We start from the raw sequence: 16,667 nt of genomic DNA, 5'->3' as shown, positions 1-16,667 counted from the left end.
CACGACCTGCGCTACGACCGCGCGCAGGAGTGGGTCGACGTCGTGCGCAAGCTCTGGCGCTCGTGGGAGCCCGACGCGATTCTCGAAGACGCCGCGAACGGCGTGTTCGCCGACTTCGAGAAGGTGCACACGATCGACCACAGGGGCGACTTCTTCCAGGTGCGCGGGCCGCTCAACACGGCGCCGCTCGCGACCGAGCCCGTGATGGTGCAGGCGGGCGCGTCGGGTCGCGGCCAGGCGTTCGCGGGGCAGAACTCCGACGTGATACTGCAGCTGGCATCGACGCCCGAGCGCATGAAGTCGTACCGCGACTCCATCCGCTCCGTTGCGGCGGAAGCCGGGCGTAACCCCGACGACCTGAAGGTGCTCTTCGTGGTCAACCCGATCGTCACCGCGAACGACGAGGAGAGTGCCGCCGTGCGCGGCCGCCGCTCCGAGCTCACGCAGGCCGCGATCGACGAGGCGCTGCAGGGTGTCTCGTACCTCTCCGGCGTGGACTTCAAGACGTTCGACCTCGACGCGCCCCTGCCCGCACTCAGCACCAACTCGAACCAGGGCACGCTCGACAACTTCGTGAAGTCGGCGCCGGCCGGCTCGACGCTGCGGGAGATCCTGCAGGCCCGCGCCAACAAAGACGGCCTCGCCGTGATCGGAACGGCCGACCAGATCGCCGACCACCTCGGCGAACTCGCTGACGCGGTGGGCGGCGACGGCTTCCTGTTCACCGGCCAGGTGCACCCGGCGCACGTGCACCGCACGCTCGACCCGCTGGTTCCCGCCCTGCGCCGCCGCGGCCTGCTGCGCGACGAGCTGGGCGACGGGGGACTGCGCGCCAACCTGGGCGACTTTTAATGGCAGCCTTCTAAGCGTGCCCATTCTCTCCAGACAAGCGGTCAGCATCGCGGATGTCGTCGCCATCGCCCGCGCAAACGAGCGCGTCGGATTCGCCTCGATTCTCGAACGCGACCTGCAAGCCTCACGCGACGTCGTCGAGGGCGTGCTCGCTCTCGGAGAACCGGTCTACGGGCTGAACACGGAACTCGGGGCGGGACGCAACGTCGTCGTCTCCGCCGAGACCCTCGAGGAGTACCAGCGCCGCACCATCCGCAACAGCGGCGGCGGCCTGGGCGAACCGCTGTCGTTCGAGCAGGCGCGGGCCGTCATCGCGGCGCGGCTGGTCGGCTTCAGCCGCGGGGGAGCGGGCGTCACCGTCGCCCTCGCCGCGCAGTACCGCGAGCTGTTGAACCGCGACGTGTATCCGCTGGTGCCGCGCACGGGCTCGGTGGGCGCGGCCGACCTCACTCACCTCGCGGCGATCGCGGCGGTAGCTACGGGCGGCGGGTTCGCGTTCGTCGACGGCGCCGTCGTGCCCGGAGCCGTGGCGCTCGACGCCGTGGGGCTCGCCCCCGTGGTGCTGCAGCCGCACGAGGCGATCGCGTCACTCAGCGCCAACAGTTACAGCATCGGAGTCGGTTCGCTCGTCGTCACCGACCTTCGCGCCCTCGCCCGCGTCGCCGACCTCGTGGCGGCGGCATCGCTCGTGGCGCTGGGGGCACACGGCGCCGGCGGCAACCTGTCGCCGTTCGACGAGCGCGTGCAGGCCGCTCACGCGGTCGGGCCGCAGGCGGTGTCGGCGGGGCGCATCCGATCGCTGCTTGCATCGTCGTCGCTGGCGACGGGCGTCTCGTCTACCCAGGACGCCATCTCGTTCCGCTCGGTGCCGCAGGTGCACGGCTCGCTCGGAGTCGCGATCGCGCGGCTCGCAACCGCGCTCGAGCTGGAGCTGAACTCGCGCACCGAGAATCCGCTCGTCGACGTGGCATCCGGCTCGCTCGTCTCGGGCGGCAACTTCTTCGCGCTCGAACTCGCGCTCGCCTTCGAGAACCTGCGCGTCGTCGCCGCGCACGTCGCGGCCATGAGCGAGCGGCGCATCTCGCAGCTGTCGACGCTCGGGGTGGCGCTGCGCCGCTCGGGTGAGGCGGTCATGCCCGGGCTCGCCTGGTATTCGGCGGCGGCGCAGCTGGCGGAACTGCGGCACCTCGCCGGGTCGGTGACGCTCGCGGGCTCGTCGCTCTCCGAGGGCGTCGAAGACCACTCGTCGAACGCGGCCCTCGCGCTGCAGGCGCTCGAGCGGTCGGTCGAGTTGCTCGGGTCGATCCTCGCGGTCGAGGCGATGTGCGCGGTCGAACTCGTCGAGGTCGGCGACGCGGATGCGGGAACGGTGCTGACGCCGCTCGTCGCGGCCGTCGGCGGTGTTGTGCGCGAGGCCGAGCCGCTCGAGGCGCGCGTGCGCTCGGTGCTGGCGCTGCTGGTGGGTTTCGATACGGTCGCTGCGCGACCTACTCAACCCGCGTGAGCGCCTTCGTGAAGGCCAGGTAGCCGACCGCCTCGAGGTCGCCGTCGACGGCGAACTGCGGCTCGTATCCGAGGCTGAGGTAGAGCGCGACAGCCTCGGGCTGGCGGGCGCCCGTCGTGAGCTCGACGGTCGCGTAGCCGCGCGCCGCCGCCTCGCGCTCGAGCTCCGCCATCACCACGCGGGCGAGACCCTGTCTGCGGTGGGCGGACGAGGTCCACACGCGCTTGATCTCGGTGGTCGTGTCATCCGTTCTCATGAATGCGCCGCCGGCGACGACCTGGTCGCCGCGCAGCACGAGCAGGAACGCCCCGCCGTTCTCGGGGGCGAAGCGCTCGGCCGGATAGCGGCTGAGCTCGAACGACGACGGGATGCCGTCGTTGAGGCCGTAGCGCTCGTCGTACTCGCGCGAGAGTTCGTCGATGAGCGGCCGGGCGAGCGGGTCATCGGAGCGGGTGTAGAGGAATTCGTTCTCGGGCTGCGGCACATTCCGAACGTACGGCATTCACGCGCCGCGCGCCCGCGAGTGCAGTTGTGGCGGGTGCGACTTCGGGGGCACCCGCCATAAGTGCACTATCGCGAGGGCAGGATGGTTCGACCCGGTCGCTGAGGCAGGGGGCTAGCCTCCGCCGAGCACCTTCGTGATGCGCTGCAGCGACACCGGCTCGGCGGTCGGCAGGTGCTGGGCGAAGAGTGAGACGCGCAACTCCTCGAGCATCCACCGGGCGTGACGCAGGTGCGCGGGCGCGTCGGGCTGCAGCGGCAGGTCGCCGCCGGCGGAGACGTAGCGCTGAGCGGCCTCCTGGATCTCCGAGAGCCAGACGCGGTCGCGGCCCGCGTTGTCGGCGAGCCGCTCGATGCGGTGCGCGAGCGCGGCCACGTAGACGGGGAGGCGGCGCAGCTGCGTCGCGCCGGTCGCCGCAACGAAGCCCGGGTAGACCAGGTCGCTGAGCTGCTCGCGCGCGTCGGCGAGCGGGGCGAGCAACGCCATGCTCGACGTCTTCGAGATCAGCTTCTCCGCGGCCCGAGCCGCGAGCAGGATGGCGCTCACCTGCGCCACCGTCTGGAACATCGCGTCGACGATCGTCGCCGAGACCCTGTCCCTTGCCGCCTCGAACTCGGCCTTGGTGAAAATTGCGGTGTCGCCGAGAACGTCGTCGATGCACGCGGCCATGCAGTCCGCGAACAGGTCGTTGGTCGACTTGTACGGGCTCGTCGCGAGCGACAGCTTCTCAGCGGAGGTCAGGTGCTGCTGCACATACGCGGTCGGTGCGGGGATGGCGAGCTGCAGCATCCGTCGCACGCCCGCCTTCATGGCGCGGGCCTGGTCTTCGGGCGTCGACTGCAGGCGGATCGCCACGGTCTTGCCCTCGTCGACGAGCGAGGGATAGGCCCGGATGACACCGCTTCCGTGTTTCGTATCGAGCGTGCGCGGCAGCTCGTCGAAATCCCACGTGGTGAGGCCCTGGCGTTCGAGGTCGCTCTTCGGGGTGACCGAGGCCTTCGCCACGCTCGCGCGCACGGTCGCCTTGAGCTGCAACTGCAGCGAGCTGAGCACCTTCGACGAGGCGGTCACCTTGCCGCGCTCGTCGATCGCCGCGAAGGTGACGCGCAGGTGGTTGGGCACCCGGTCGACGTCGAAGTTCGACGGGTCGACCGGCGTGTAGGTCTGGCGTCGGATCTCGTCGGCGAGGTACTGGGTGAGACTTGCCTCGGGTTCGGTCCCTGAGCTTGTCGAAGGGGCCCCCGCCAGCAGCTTCCGCGCCCAGTCGCCCGCCGGCACCACGTTGCGGCGGATCTCCTTCGGCAGGCTCTTGATGAGGGCGGTCACGAGCTCCTCGCGGAATCCCGGGACCTGCCAGTCGAAGCCGTCGGCCTTGAGCGAAGCGAGCAGCGCGATGGGGATGTTGACGGTCACGCCGTCGTCCTCCGCGCCGGGTTCGAACCGGTAGGTGAGCGCGAGCCGCTGGTCGCCCTGGTGCCAGACGCTCGGGAACGCGTTCTCGTCGACAGTGGCCTCGGGCTCGTCGACGAGGTTCTCGGCGGTCATGGTGAGGAAGTCGGGGTTGGTGGCGCGCTCTTTCTTCCACCAGCCCTCGAAACTCTTGGTGCTGGCGACGTCGGCGGGGATGCGCCGGTTGTAGAACTCGAAGATCGCCTCGTCGTCGAACAGGATGTCGCGGCGGCGGGTGCGCTCCTCCAACTCGGCGAGCTCTCTGCGCAGTGCGCGGTTGGCGCGGTCGAAGTCCCAGTCGCGGCCCTTGAGGGTCTCGGCGACGAGGTCGCCCTCGACGAGGGCGTGCCGGATGAACAGCTCACGCGCGTAGCCGGGGTCGATGCGCGAGAACTGCACCCGGCGCTTGAGCACGATCGGCACGCCGTAGAGGGTGACGCGCTCGTACGCGACGATGGCGCCCTGGCGCTTCTCCCAGTGCGGCTCGGAGTAGCTGCGTTTCACGAGGTCGCCGGCGATCTGTTCGGCCCACGCGGGGTCGATCGCGCCGTTCACGCGGGCGAACAGGCGGCTGGTCTCGACCAGCTCGGCGCTCATGATCGCGGCGGGCTGCTTCTTGGCCAGGGCCGAGCCCGGGAAGATCACGAAGCGCGACTGCCGGGCGCCGACGTAGTCCTTCTTCGCGACATCCTTCAGCCCGATCTGGCTGAGCAGGCCGGCGAGCAGCGAGCGGTGGATGCCGTCGGGGTTGGTGTGCGGCTCGCCCACGTGCAGGCCGAGCTGCTTGGCGAGACGGGTGAGCTGGCGGTAGACGTCTTCCCACTCGCGGATGCGCAGGTAGTTGAGGTACTCGCTGCGGCACATGCGGCGGAACTGGTTGCCGCTGAGCTCGGTCTGCTTCTCTTTGAGGTAGTCCCAGAGTTTGAGCAGGCTGAGGAAGTCGCTCGTCGGGTCGGTGAAGCGGGCGTGCGCCTGGTCGGCCTGCGGGCGCTTCTCGAGCGGGCGTTCGCGCGGGTCCTGGATGGAGAGCCCGGCGACGATCGCCATGACCTCGCGGGTGGTGCCGTGCTTCTTCGACTCGATGATCATGCGGGCGAGACGCGGGTCGATCGGCAGCTGCGAGAGCTGCTTGCCGACCTGGGTGAGGCTGGCCAATGCTGGTTGAGTAGCGCCCGACGAAGGAGGACGCGTATCGAAACCGCCCTCCACCGCGCCGAGTTCGCGCAGCAGGTCGAGGCCGTCTTTGATGCCGCGGCTGTCGGGCGGCTGCAGGAAGGGGAAGCCCGCGATGTCGCCGAGGCCGAGGGAGATCATCTGCAGGATGACTGCGGCCAGGTTGGTGCGCAGGATCTCCGGTTCCGTGAACTCGGGACGCTTGAGGAAGTCCTCCTCGCTGTACAGCCGGATCGCGATGCCGTCGCTGGTGCGGCCGCTGCGGCCGGAGCGCTGGTTCGCGGAGGCCTGCGAGATGGCCTCGATCGGCAGCCGCTGGATCTTCGAGCGCACGCTGTAGCGGGAGATGCGGGCGGTGCCGGCGTCGATCACGTACTTGATGCCCGGCACGGTGAGGCTCGTCTCGGCGACGTTGGTCGCGAGCACGATGCGGCGCCGGGTGCCGGCCTGCGTCGACGGCTGGAACACCTTGTGCTGGTCGGCGCTCGACAGCCGGCCGTACAGGGGGAGCACCTCGGTGTTAAGCAGATTGCGGCCGCGGATGGCGTCTTCGGCGTCGCGGATCTCGGCCTCGCCGCTGAGGAACACGAGCACGTCGCCGGTTCCCTCGCGCGCGAGCTCGTCGAGCGCCGCGTTGATGCCCTCGATGGGGTCGCGGTCGACGGCCGCTGCCGCGGACTCTTCGTCTGCATCCGGCTGCGCATCCGCCACCAACGGCCGGAACCGCACCTCGACCGGGTACGTGCGTCCCGAGACCTCGATGATCGGGGCGTCGTCGAAGTGCCGCGAGAAGCTGCCCGGGTCGATCGTCGCGCTCGTGATGATGATCTTGAGGTCGGGCCGCCGCGGCATGAGCTGCTTGAGGTAGCCGAGCAGGAAGTCGACGGTGAGGCTGCGCTCGTGCGCCTCGTCGATGATGATCGCGTCGTACTTCTTCAGATCGCGGTCGCGGTGGATCTGGTTGAGCAGGATGCCGTCGGTCATCAGCTTGATCTTGGTGTCGGCCCCGACCCGGTCGGTGAACCGCACCTGATAGCCGACGAGTTCGCCGACCTCCTGGCCGAGCTCCTCTGCAATGCGTTCGGCGATGGTGCGCGCGGCGATGCGGCGCGGTTGCGTGTGCCCGATGCTTTCGTAGCCCATCGAGAGCAGCATCTTCGGGATCTGCGTCGTCTTGCCCGAACCGGTGGCGCCCGCGATGATCACGACCTGGTTCTCGCGGATGGCGCGCTCGATGTCCTCCCGGCGCTGGCTCACGGGGAGGTCGGCGGGGAAGGAGATCACAAAGGGTTCGTCAGACATCGGCCCTCCAGCTTAAGCGCAACGCGCCCGGGCGACCGGCGCTCGCGTTCGTCATTCAGGAGCGCTTGTACGGGGCGATCTCGCAACTCAGGCAGCACGCTCCGGGGCCCGGGCGCGAGCCGCGGAAACCCGGGGATCTCGGTGGCCACCTCCGTGACATCCGCCCATCCTGCCTGAGTTGCGGAAGACGCCGTCCTGAATCGTGAACGCGGCTGTGGTGAAATGGTTGACTTCGCAGAGTAGTTTGCGTTACAAAGTAGTCATGACGAAAAGCAAGAGTGAGTCGGATGCCGCGGCCTCGCCCGACTCGGACGCCCCACTCGATCCCGCCGCCATGTATGCCCTGCTGCAGAACCAGCAGCGCAGCGTCGAGACGCAGATGGGCGCGTTCGTGCCGTACATCACGCTGGCGTGGGGGCTCACCTGGTTGATCGGGTTCGGATCGCTCTGGCTGATCGACGGTCTGCAGCCGGCGTTCTCGCTGCCGCTCGGCGTGGCCGTTCCGATCTTCATCGCCACCGTCGTCGTCAGCGGCGGGTTCTCGGCGTGGCTCGGTATCCGCAGCGGCCGGGGCATGCGCGGCAACTCCGCCTCGGCGTTCACCGGCACCGTCTACGGCGTCACCTGGTCGATCGGCGCCACCGCGCTCGCCGTGTTCGGCGGCGCGCTGCGCTACCAAGGCATGTCCGCCGAACTCGCCAACTTCTACTACCCGAGCGCCTACGTGCTGTTCGCCGGCATCATGTACATCATCGCCGGCGCGATCTGGCACGCGGTTCCCTCGGTGGTCGCGGGGTGCTGGCTCGTGCTCATCGCCGTCATTGCGCCGTTCTTCGGCTACCCCGGCCACTACCTGTTCCTCGCGCTGGCGGGCGGCATCGCGTTCCTCGCCCTGTCGGCGCTCGTCGCCGTGCAGCTGCGCCGCGCACGTGAGGCCGCGAACGGCGGACACCGTGGATGAGCTCGACCCGGTCATCCACGCGCAGGCCCGGCTGCGCATCATGGCTGCGCTGTCGACACTCGAGGCCGACGGATCGATCTCGTTCCCCCGCCTTCAGGAGCTGCTCGACATGACGGCCGGCAACCTGTCGACGCACCTGCGCAAGCTCGAAGACGCCACCTACGTCGACGTCACCAAAACGCACAAGGGCCGCACCCCGGTCACCTACCTCGGACTCAGCAAGAAGGGGCGCCGCGCCTTCGAGGACTACATGGACGCCCTGCGCTCGGTATTGGGAGACGCGAAATGACGAAACTCGCCGGTCTCAGTCACGTCTCCCGCCGTTTCGGCGACGTGATGGCACTCGACGACGTGACGCTCGACATCCACTCGGGCTCGATAGTGGGCCTGCTCGGTCCGAACGGTGCGGGCAAGACGACGCTGCTCTCGCTGGTGCAGGGCCTGCGCCGCCCGACGAAGGGCACGGTCGAGCTGTTCGGTGGCTCGCCGCAGAACGCCCGCAACCGGCTGCGGCTCGGATCGACGCCGCAGGCGACCGCGCTGCCGGAGACGCTGCGGGTGGGCGAGGTGCTGAACTTCGTGGGGGCGCACTTCGAGAACCCGGTGCCTGTAGCCGAGGTGCTGGAGGAGTTCGGCCTCACCGAGCTCGCGCGCAAGCAGACCGGCGCGCTGTCGGGCGGCCAGAAGCGCCGGGTGAGCGTGGCCCTCGCCTTTGTCGGGCGACCCGAGCTGGTGCTGCTCGATGAGCCGACCACCGGCCTCGACGTCGACGCGCGCCGGGTGCTCTGGGAGGCGATCCGCCGTCAGCACGACGCCGGCGCGACCATCGTGATCACGAGCCACTACCTCGAGGAGATCGAGGCGCTCGCCGAACGCGTGGTCGTTCTCGGCGGGGGCCGGGTGCTCGAAGACGACACCCTCGACAACGTGCTCGCCCGGGTGAGCCTGCGGCAGGTCACCCTCGACTCCCCGCAGATCGACCGCATCGCCGGGCTGCCCCACGTCGTGAGACACGAGCCCGCGTCATCCGGAACCACCTTCTATGTGCAGGACTCCGACGCGCTCATCGTCGAACTGGTGCGCACGGGCATCCCGTTCGCCAACCTCACCGTGCGCGGGGCGACTCTCGAAGAGGCGTTCCTGACCCTGACCGACCCCGCGAACGAGAGGACCCAGGGCTGATGTCTGTCGCCAGTCTCACACTGCTGCACGCCAAGTACTCGCTGCTCGAGACCATGCGGGTACCCGTCGCCGTCATCGGCACGATCGTCTTCCCGGCGCTCGCCCTGCTCTTCTTCGTGGTGCCGCAGTCCGCGGTCGCCCAGAACGAGCAGTACGCCACCGAGGCGGTCATCTCGATGGGCGTCTTCGCCGTGATGGTCGGGAGCCTGTTCAGCTTCGGTCTCGGCATCGCGGAGAACCGCGAGAAGCCGTGGGACCCGTACCTGCGCACGCTGCCCGCCCCCGGCATCGCCCGGGTGCTCGCGCACATCTTGTCGACCGGCCTCATGTCGATCGTCGCCCTCGTGCCGCTCGTGATCATCGGCCGGCTGCTCACCGAGGCCCGGGCGACCCCGCTCGAGCTGCTCGCCGGACTGCTCGCGATCATCGTCGCCGCGCTGCCGTTCATGCTGATGGGCATCTGCATCGGCTATGCGCTGTCGACCAAGGCGGCGATCGCGGTGATCCAGATCGTGTTCTTCACCCTCGCGTTCGCGGGCGGGCTGTTTCTGCCGCCGGTACTGTTTCCCGACTGGCTGAACGCGATCTCGCAGTTCCTCCCCTCGCGGCAGGCGCGCGACTTCGTGGTCTGGGCGGTGCAGGGCGGCGAGATCGCGCCGCTCACCTGGCTGGGTCTGCTCGGCTGGATCGCGCTGCTGCTCGCGCTGGCGCTCGTGCTGTTCCGGCGCGACGAGGGGCGTCGGTTCCGCTAGGCGCGACCGTACCGTCGGGCGGCACTATGACGAACGTGGTCGGCTCGTTACCCCGTGTGACACCCCCGCTCGCCCCGTCGGCCCGGCGTGCATAGCGTCGAATCGTGACGATACACGGGCAGCAGCTTCCGCCGCGCGAGGGCCACCTCGTGCTCGGTGCGACGGTGCGCACTCTCGGCGCCTGGCCGTCGGGCTGGCGCTACCCGGGCGCGCACGGCAATCCCGCCGACGACCCCGCGATCCTGCGCCGCACCGCCCAGACCGCCGAGGCGGCCGGGCTCGACTTCCTGTTCTTCGGCGACTGGCTCGCGACCGCCGCCGAGTTCGAGCACACCGACCCCTACCTGCTCGCCCGCATCGAGCCGTTCGCGGCGGTGAGCTACCTCGCCGCCGTCACCGAGCGCATCGGGCTGGTCGCCACGGTCAGCTCCGCGCACGCCGAGCCGTACACGACCGCCCGCTCGTCGGCTTCGATCGATGTGCTCAGCGGCGGGCGCGTCGCCCTCTGCGTCGCGACAGGGGCCGAGGCCCGTTCGGCGAGCAACTTCGGCTGGGACACCGTGCACAGCGACGCCGACCGCTTCGCCGCGGCCGGCGAGTTCATCGACATCCTGCGCGGACTCTGGGACAGCTGGGAGGACGGCGCCTTTATTGCGGATGCCGCGACCGCACGTCTCATCGACGCCTCGAAGCTGCACCCGCTGAACTACGTGGGCGCCTACCGCGCCTCGGCCGGACCACTCAACACGGTGCGCCCGCCGCAGGGACACCCGCCGATCGCCGTGGTCGGCGGTTCGGTGAACGCCCGCCGACTCGCCGCCCGCGACGCCGACCTGCTCTTCGCCAGCCCGCGCACCTTCGACGAGGCCGTCGAGCAGTACGTGTCGGCGCGCCAGCAGGTCGCACGCGAGGGTCGCAGCGCCCAGGACTTCCGCATCGTGACACCCATCCTGCCGATCGTCGGCGAGACCCGCGAGGCGGCCTGGGACATCTACGACCAGCTCGTCGCGCTCGTGCCGCTGCCCGACGAACCGCTCTCCGACGTGCGGTTGCAGCTGCCGAGCAACCGCACGTTCCGCACCCTGGCGAGCGTGCTCGGCGTGCCGCTCACGAGCGTCGCGCTCGACGACTCGGTGCCGACCCGCGTCGCCGCCCGCTTCAGCTCGCTCGGCGTTCAGCTCGTCGAGGCCGTGCGCGCCCGCGCCGGACGCGTCGTCGGCGGCGACCGCCCGGTAACCTACCGGCACCTGCTCGTCGCGCACGCAGTCACCGCTCCGGTGCTGGTCGGCTCGGCCGCCGACGTCGCCGACCACTTCGAGACCTGGTTCCGGGCGCGGGCCGTCGACGGGTTCACGGTGCTGTCGGCCTTCACGTCGGCCGTGTCATCCGAGACAGGTATCGATTCGTTCGAGGCCTTCGCTACCCTCGTCGTACCGGAGCTGCAGCGTCGCGGCCTCTTCCGCACCGCCTACGAGGGCGCGACCCTGCGCGACCACCTCGCCCTCCCGACCGTGCCCAACAGCCATCTCCGCGTCCAACTACAACCCCTCTAGGACCCACCATGACTCAGCCCCTCACAGTCGTCGCCGTCTCCGGCAGCCTGCACTCGCCGTCGAAGACCACGGCGCTCGTGCGCGAGATCCTGACGTCGCTCGGGTCGAACATCGAGATCGACGCGCACCTCATCGAGATCTCCGAGATCGGCCCGGAGTTCGCCGGCGCCCTCACCCGCGACCAGCTTCCCGACTCGGTCGAGCAGCAGCTGCTGCGCATCGAGAGCGCCGACCTGCTCGTCGTCGCGAGCCCCGTCTACCGCGCGTCGTTCACCGGGCTGTTCAAGCACCTCTTCGACTTCGTCGGCCAGTACGCGCTCGTCGACACCCCGGTGCTGCTCGTCGCCACCGGCGGCAGCGACCGGCACGCGCTGATCCTCGAGCACCAGTTCCGGCCGTTGTTCGGCTTCTTCCAGGCGCTCACCCTGCCGATCGGCGTCTACGCCAACAACTCCGACTTCGACAACTACGCCGTGTCGTCGATCCAGCTGCACGAACGCATCGACCTGGCGATCGCCCGCGCGCTTCCCCTGATCAACCGCAGCGTCGTCGAGACCGCCGCCATCTCCCACCAGATCTGAGGCACCGGATGACCGAGATCGCCCCCACGAGCGCAGCCGAGGCGCGCGAACGCGTCGCCAAGGGCGCGCTGCTCATCGACGTGCGCAGCGACGCCGGACGGGCCGCGACCGGCGCCCTCGAGGGCGCGACCGTCGTGCTGAAAGAGGATGTCGCGGCGTTCGCCCAGACCCTCGAGGCCGACCGCGAGGTCGTCATCTTCTGCGGCACGACGGCCGGATCCGGCCCGGTCGCCGACTACCTCGACGCGAAAGGCTTCACCGCGGTGTCGCACGTCGACGGCGGGTACGAGGCGCTCGCGGCAGAAGGCCAGTGACAGTCGACGTTGACGTCGACGTCGTCGTCATCGGCGGCGGCGCGATGGGCTCGGCCGCGGCGTGGCAGCTCGCCGGCCGCGCACGCGACGTGCTGCTGCTCGAACGCTTCGCCCCCGGGCACACGGGCGGCGCCTCGCACGGTGCCTCTCGCAACTTCAACCAGGCCTATTCCGACCCGACCTACGTGCGGATGCTCGCCGAGGCGCTGCCGCTCTGGCGCGAGCTCGAGGCGGAGAGCGGCAAGACCCTGCTCGAAACCACCGGCATCGTGCACCACGGCGCCAACCCGCAGTTCGACGCCGTGCACGACGCGCTGCACGCGGCAGGGATACCGGCCGAGTTCGTGGCACTCGACGAGGCCGCGCGGCGGTGGCCGGGCATCCGGTTCGACGGTCGGGTGCTTCTCACGCCGCAGTCGGGACGGCTGAACGCCGACCGTTCCGTGGCGGCGCTGCAGTCGGGCGCCGTGGCGCGCGGCGCGGTCGTGCGGCACGAGGCCCGCGTGACCGGCCTCCGGGTGCTCGGCGACGACGAGGTGAGTGTCAGCTTCGAGTCATCCGGAACCATCGAGACGGTCACCGCCCGCCGCGTCGTCGTGAGCGTCGGCGCGTGGACCTCGAAGCTGCTCGCCGGCCGCGTCGCGCACCCCGCGCTCGTCGTCACGCAGGAGCAACCCGCGCACTTCGCCGTCGCAAACAAGAAGATTTCGGATGCCGCGTGGCCCGGGTTCAACCACGCGCCGACCCCCGGCGATCCCGCGTACGACTACTGGCACTCGCCCGTGTACGGAATGCTCACTCCCGGCGAGGGCGTGAAGGCTGGCTGGCACGGGGCCGGACCGGTGCTCGATCCCGACCGGCGCACCTTCGTCGCGGAGCCCGTGCAGCTCGCCGCGCTGCAGCGCTATGCGCGCGAGTGGCTGCCCGGCGTCGACTCGGAGTCGTTCGTGCCGATCAGCTGCACCTACACGACGACGCCCGACTCGAATTTCGTGCTCGACCGCGTCGGCCCCGTGGTGGTCGCGGCCGGTTTCTCGGGCCACGGCTTCAAGTTCGTGCCGAGCGTCGGGCGCATCCTGGCCGACCTCGTCGACGGCGTGCCGGCGCCGGCGCTGTTCGCCATCGGCCGCTGACGCCGCGGCAAATGAGCCGCTTCCGGCCGTATGAGCCGCCCGCGGACGCCTCACTTGGCCGGAAACGGCTCATACGAGCCGCGCTACTAGCTCTTCGGCAGGCCGGGCGGGTTGACCGTCGACTCCGCGACGGCCTCGGAGGTCAGGCCCCAGCGCTCGAGCACGTCGCCGTATTCGCCGCCCTCGATAGCCGCGTTCAGCACGATGTTCACTGACTCGATCAGCCCGTTGCCCTTCGCCGTCGCCGCCGCGATGTCGGCGGTGAGCGGCCAGCCGCCGTTGACCGTTCCCACGAGCTTGGTCTCGCCGTCGGTCGCCGCCGCGTACGCCGAGGTCGCGTTCGGCCCGAAGTTGGCGTCGGCGCGTCCCGACTTGAGGGCGAGCGATCCGCTCGCGGTGTCGTCGAAGTAGAGGTACTCGACCGGGTCGAGGCCGGCCGCGATGTTCTCCGCGTCCCACGCCTGCAGGATCTTCTCCTGGTTGGTGCCGGATCCGACGATGATCTTCAGCCCCGCGACATCCGCGGCCTCGTCGATCTTGTCGACGCTCGAGTCGCTCTTCACGTAGAAGCCGAGCAGATCCTGCCGGTAGTTGGCGAAGTCGTAGAGCTCTTTGCGCTCCTCGGTCACGGTGACGTTGGAGAGGATGAGGTCGTACTTGCCCGACTGGATGCCGAGCGGCCAGTCGGCCCACGCGGCCGGCTGGATGTTCAGCTCGAGTCCGAGGCCGTCGGCGATGAGCTGGGCGAGGTCGACCTCGTTGCCGATCAGCGTCGTGTCGTCGTCGGCGTAGAGCGCGAGCGGGGCGGCGAACGGGGAGGTCACCACGGTGAGCTTCCCCGGCTCGATCGGCGAGAAGCCGCCGGACTCGAGCGACGCGACCGCCTCGGGTACCGCGTCGAGGCGGATGCGGTCTTGGTCGGCCGTGAGGTTGAACTCGGTGGCCGAGCCGCCGCCCTCGGGGGTGCCGGACGCGTCGGCGTTGCCGCCCGTGCCGAGCGCGAAGGCGGTGACTCCGCCGCCGACGATAGCGACCGCGGCCACCGCGGCGATGACCGCCGCCGTCTTCTTCTTGAGTGCCATGTGAGATTCCTTTGCTGTTGGTGAGGGACTAGAGGACGGTTGCGAGAAATTCGCGGGTGCGCGGATGCTGCGGATTGCCCAGCACCTCGCCGGGGGTGCCCTGCTCGAGCACCACGCCGTGGTCGATGAAGATCACCCGGTCGCTGACCTCGCGGGCGAACCCGATCTCGTGCGTCACGATCACGAGCGTCGTGCCGAGGCCGGCGAGCTCGCGGATCACGTCGAGCACCTCGCCGACGAGCTCCGGGTCGAGGGCCGAGGTCGGTTCGTCAAACAGCAGCACCCTCGGCTGCAGCGCGAGGGCCCGGGCGATGGCGACCCGCTGCTGCTGGCCGCCCGAGAGCTGCCGGGGGTAGGCGTCTGCCTTGTCGGCGAGACCCACTTTTTCGAGCAGTCCGAGCGCGAGCTCGCGTGCATCCGCCTTCTTCAACCGCTTGAGGGCGATCGGAGCCTCGACGATGTTCTCGAGCGCGGTGAGGTGCGGGAACAGGTTGAAGCTCTGGAAGACCATGCCGACCTGGGTGCGACGGCGCAGCACCGTGCGCTCCTTCAGCTCGTAGAGCTTGCCGCCGCGGTGCTCGTAGCCGATGAGCTCGCCGTCGATGGCGACCCATCCGCCGTCGACGGTCTCGAGGTGGTTGATGGTGCGCAGCAGCGTCGACTTGCCGGAGCCGCTCGGGCCGAGGATCGTCACGACCTCGCCGGGCGCGAGGGTGAGCGAGACGTCGCTGAGCACCTCGACGCCGTTGTAGCTCTTGGTGACGTTGCGGATCTCGACGTGGCCCGGAAGCGTCGCGGTCATGCCCCCGCTCCCGTCTTCGCGGGGGAGTCGTCGAGGCGGTTCCACTGCACGGCGATCCACGCTTTAGCGCGCTGGATCGGGGTGGGCGGCAGCACGCGGGCCGAGCCGCGCGAGTAGTAGCGCTCGACGTAGAACTGCGCGATGCTCAGCACGGTCGTGAGGATCATGTACCAGAGCACGGCGACGAGCAGCAGCGGGATCACCTGCTGGTTGCGGTTGTAGATCACCTGCGACACGTAGAACAGCTCGGCGAGCGCGATGACCGAGATGATCGAGGTGCCCTTGAGCAGGCCGATGATCTCGTTGAACGCGTTCGGGATGATCGAGCGGGCCGCCTGGGGCAGGATGATCCGGGTGATGCGCCTGTGCTGCGGGATGCCGAGCGCGGCCGCCGCTTCGAGCTGGCCGGCGTCGACCGACAGGATGCCGCCGCGGATGATCTCCGCGGAGTAGGCGGCCTGGTTGAGCGAGAGCCCGAGCACGGCGGCGGCGAACGCGCTGACGAGGGTGACCGTCTGGGCCTCGACGATGTAGTCGGTGGTGAACGGGATGCCGAGACCGATGGTGGGGTACAGGTAGCCGAGGTTGAACCAGACGAGGATCTGCACGAGCAGGGGCACCGACCGGAAGAACCAGATAAAGCTCCACGCGAACGAGTTCAGCAGCGGCGACTTCGACAGGCGCATGAGCGCGAGCAGGCCCCCGACGACGAACCCGATCGCGCCGGCGACGACGGTCAGCAGCAGGGTCATGCCGAGACCGCGCAGGATCGCGTCGGAGAAGAAGTACTTCGCCACCGTTGGCCAGCCGTAGCCCGCGTTGGTGAAGAGCGTCCAGACGAGCTGGGCGACGACGAAGACCACGACCGCGCCGAGGATCCAGCGCACCCAGTGCTTGGTGCGCACGACGGGCAGGGCGCCGAAGTCGACGGTCGTTGCCGGTCGCTGAGCTTGTCGAAGCGGCCCTTCGACAAGCTCCCTGACCGTGGCGGGCTCAGGGACCGTTCTGATCTGCGTCATGACAGCTCCTTCTCGAAGTGGTGGATGACGATCTGCTCCGGCGGCAGCGCCGGGTCGAACAGCGGCGTGTAGCCCGTGCCGAGATACAGCCGCACGGCCTCGGGCTGCCGCGGTCCGGTGCTGAGCACCACGCGCGAGAAACCGCGCCGACGGGCCTCGGCCTCGAGTTCGGCGAGCACGAGCTTCGCCAGGCCGCGCCCGCGGTGGTCGGCGTGGGTCCACATGCGCTTGACCTCGACCGTGGCCGCGTCGATCGTCATGAACGCGCCCGCGGCGACCACTTGGCCCACGGTCTCGACCAGCAGAAACGTTCCGGCCGGAGCACTGAAGGCCTCGACCGGGTACCGGTTGATCTCGGTCGACGCCGGCTCGCCGAACAGGTCGCCGTAGCGCGCGTCGTACTCGCGTTCGAGGTCGGCCAGCACGGTGCGGGCCTGCGGGTCGAGCGGTGTGGAGTGGCGGAGGGTCGGTCCCTGAGCTTGTCGAAGGGGCCCTTCGACAAGCTC

General features: G+C 69.6%; 16 protein-coding genes. 10 read left to right on the top strand and 6 right to left on the bottom strand.

Annotated elements, in window-relative coordinates; all coding sequences use genetic code 11:
* Both ACLQ6X_RS04000 and ACLQ6X_RS03995 read left to right on the top strand, forming a co-directional pair.
* Positions 1-852, top strand: an 852-nt coding sequence (locus tag ACLQ6X_RS04000) for an LLM class flavin-dependent oxidoreductase (RefSeq protein WP_411698883.1), incomplete at its 5' end; no start/stop codon positions are given.
* A 16-nt stretch (positions 853-868) separates the two neighbouring features.
* Positions 869-2,356 (top strand): aromatic amino acid ammonia-lyase, encoded by a 1,488-nt coding sequence (locus ACLQ6X_RS03995; RefSeq protein ID WP_411698881.1) that lies wholly within the window; start codon positions 869-871, stop codon positions 2,354-2,356.
* Here the strand turns inward: ACLQ6X_RS03995 and ACLQ6X_RS03990 are convergent.
* Both ACLQ6X_RS03990 and hrpA read right to left on the bottom strand, forming a co-directional pair.
* Complete coding sequence (locus ACLQ6X_RS03990) at positions 2,340-2,840, bottom strand: GNAT family N-acetyltransferase (RefSeq protein ID WP_411698880.1); 501 nt, start codon at positions 2,838-2,840, stop codon at positions 2,340-2,342. The genes ACLQ6X_RS03995 and ACLQ6X_RS03990 overlap by 17 nt on opposite strands.
* A 132-nt stretch (positions 2,841-2,972) precedes the next feature.
* Positions 2,973-6,782 (bottom strand): ATP-dependent RNA helicase HrpA, encoded by a 3,810-nt coding sequence (gene hrpA, locus ACLQ6X_RS03985; protein WP_411698879.1) that lies wholly within the window; start codon positions 6,780-6,782, stop codon positions 2,973-2,975.
* Positions 6,783-7,044: 262 nt separating this feature from the next.
* On the opposite strand from hrpA, the gene ACLQ6X_RS03980 reads away from it, so the two are divergent.
* The 8 genes from ACLQ6X_RS03980 (at position 7,045) to ACLQ6X_RS03945 (ending at position 13,258) form a co-directional block, all read left to right on the top strand.
* Positions 7,045-7,743, top strand: coding sequence for a hypothetical protein (locus ACLQ6X_RS03980; protein ID WP_411698878.1), 699 nt, complete (start codon positions 7,045-7,047; stop codon positions 7,741-7,743).
* On the top strand, positions 7,736-8,032 hold the full coding sequence (locus ACLQ6X_RS03975; protein WP_411698877.1) for a transcriptional regulator: 297 nt from the start codon (positions 7,736-7,738) through the stop codon (positions 8,030-8,032). Before ACLQ6X_RS03980 ends, ACLQ6X_RS03975 begins: the two co-directional genes overlap by 8 nt.
* Entirely contained in the window at positions 8,029-8,925 is an 897-nt protein-coding gene (locus ACLQ6X_RS03970) for an ABC transporter ATP-binding protein (protein WP_411698876.1), read from the top strand. Before ACLQ6X_RS03975 ends, ACLQ6X_RS03970 begins: the two co-directional genes overlap by 4 nt.
* The gene (locus ACLQ6X_RS03965) at positions 8,925-9,677 is read left to right on the top strand and encodes an ABC transporter permease (RefSeq protein WP_411698875.1); all 753 of its coding nucleotides are present in this window, start codon (positions 8,925-8,927) and stop codon (positions 9,675-9,677) included. The genes ACLQ6X_RS03970 and ACLQ6X_RS03965 overlap by 1 nt, the downstream gene beginning before the upstream one ends.
* 104 nt (positions 9,678-9,781) lie before the next feature.
* Positions 9,782-11,230, top strand: coding sequence for an NtaA/DmoA family FMN-dependent monooxygenase (locus ACLQ6X_RS03960; RefSeq protein ID WP_411698874.1), 1,449 nt, complete (start codon positions 9,782-9,784; stop codon positions 11,228-11,230).
* An 8-nt stretch (positions 11,231-11,238) separates the two neighbouring features.
* Complete coding sequence (msuE, locus tag ACLQ6X_RS03955) at positions 11,239-11,811, top strand: FMN reductase (protein WP_411698873.1); 573 nt, start codon at positions 11,239-11,241, stop codon at positions 11,809-11,811.
* A gap of 8 nt (positions 11,812-11,819) precedes the next feature.
* Positions 11,820-12,125, top strand: a complete 306-nt coding sequence (locus ACLQ6X_RS03950; protein ID WP_411698872.1) for a rhodanese-like domain-containing protein — start codon at positions 11,820-11,822, stop codon at positions 12,123-12,125.
* On the top strand, positions 12,122-13,258 hold the full coding sequence (locus tag ACLQ6X_RS03945) for an FAD-dependent oxidoreductase (protein ID WP_411698871.1): 1,137 nt from the start codon (positions 12,122-12,124) through the stop codon (positions 13,256-13,258). The genes ACLQ6X_RS03950 and ACLQ6X_RS03945 overlap by 4 nt, the downstream gene beginning before the upstream one ends.
* 86 nt (positions 13,259-13,344) lie before the next feature.
* Here ACLQ6X_RS03945 and ACLQ6X_RS03940 read toward each other — a convergent pair whose 3' ends face one another.
* From ACLQ6X_RS03940 to ACLQ6X_RS03925, 4 genes are all read right to left on the bottom strand, one after another.
* Positions 13,345-14,340 (bottom strand): ABC transporter substrate-binding protein, encoded by a 996-nt coding sequence (locus ACLQ6X_RS03940; RefSeq protein WP_411698870.1) that lies wholly within the window; start codon positions 14,338-14,340, stop codon positions 13,345-13,347.
* A 28-nt stretch (positions 14,341-14,368) separates the two neighbouring features.
* Positions 14,369-15,142 (bottom strand): amino acid ABC transporter ATP-binding protein, encoded by a 774-nt coding sequence (locus ACLQ6X_RS03935; protein ID WP_411698869.1) that lies wholly within the window; start codon positions 15,140-15,142, stop codon positions 14,369-14,371.
* Positions 15,139-16,161: an amino acid ABC transporter permease gene (locus tag ACLQ6X_RS03930; protein ID WP_411698868.1), complete on the bottom strand. Its 1,023-nt coding sequence runs from the start codon at positions 16,159-16,161 to the stop codon at positions 15,139-15,141. The genes ACLQ6X_RS03935 and ACLQ6X_RS03930 overlap by 4 nt, the downstream gene beginning before the upstream one ends.
* Positions 16,158-16,667 (bottom strand): GNAT family N-acetyltransferase (locus ACLQ6X_RS03925; protein ID WP_411698867.1); only part of this gene is annotated, 510 nt, incomplete at its 5' end. The genes ACLQ6X_RS03930 and ACLQ6X_RS03925, both read right to left, overlap by 4 nt.

The organism is Conyzicola sp. (assembly GCF_046714715.1).
Lineage (GTDB): Bacteria > Actinomycetota > Actinomycetes > Actinomycetales > Microbacteriaceae > Conyzicola.
This window is presented reverse-complemented; position numbering and strand designations above follow the sequence as displayed.

Excerpts from the sequence above, each read along its gene's own strand:
- hrpA (WP_411698879.1), bottom strand. The coding sequence starts at position 6,782 with ATGTCTGACGAACCCTTTGTGATCTCCTTCCCCGCCGACCTCCCCGTG.
- ACLQ6X_RS03980 (WP_411698878.1), top strand. The coding sequence starts at position 7,045 with ATGACGAAAAGCAAGAGTGAGTCGGATGCCGCGGCCTCGCCCGACTCG.
- ACLQ6X_RS03970 (WP_411698876.1), top strand. The coding sequence starts at position 8,029 with ATGACGAAACTCGCCGGTCTCAGTCACGTCTCCCGCCGTTTCGGCGAC.
- ACLQ6X_RS03965 (WP_411698875.1), top strand. The coding sequence starts at position 8,925 with ATGTCTGTCGCCAGTCTCACACTGCTGCACGCCAAGTACTCGCTGCTC.
- msuE (WP_411698873.1), top strand. The coding sequence starts at position 11,239 with ATGACTCAGCCCCTCACAGTCGTCGCCGTCTCCGGCAGCCTGCACTCG.
- ACLQ6X_RS03950 (WP_411698872.1), top strand. The coding sequence starts at position 11,820 with ATGACCGAGATCGCCCCCACGAGCGCAGCCGAGGCGCGCGAACGCGTC.
- ACLQ6X_RS03940 (WP_411698870.1), bottom strand. The coding sequence starts at position 14,340 with ATGGCACTCAAGAAGAAGACGGCGGCGGTCATCGCCGCGGTGGCCGCG.
- ACLQ6X_RS03935 (WP_411698869.1), bottom strand. The coding sequence starts at position 15,142 with ATGACCGCGACGCTTCCGGGCCACGTCGAGATCCGCAACGTCACCAAG.
- ACLQ6X_RS03930 (WP_411698868.1), bottom strand. The coding sequence starts at position 16,161 with ATGACGCAGATCAGAACGGTCCCTGAGCCCGCCACGGTCAGGGAGCTT.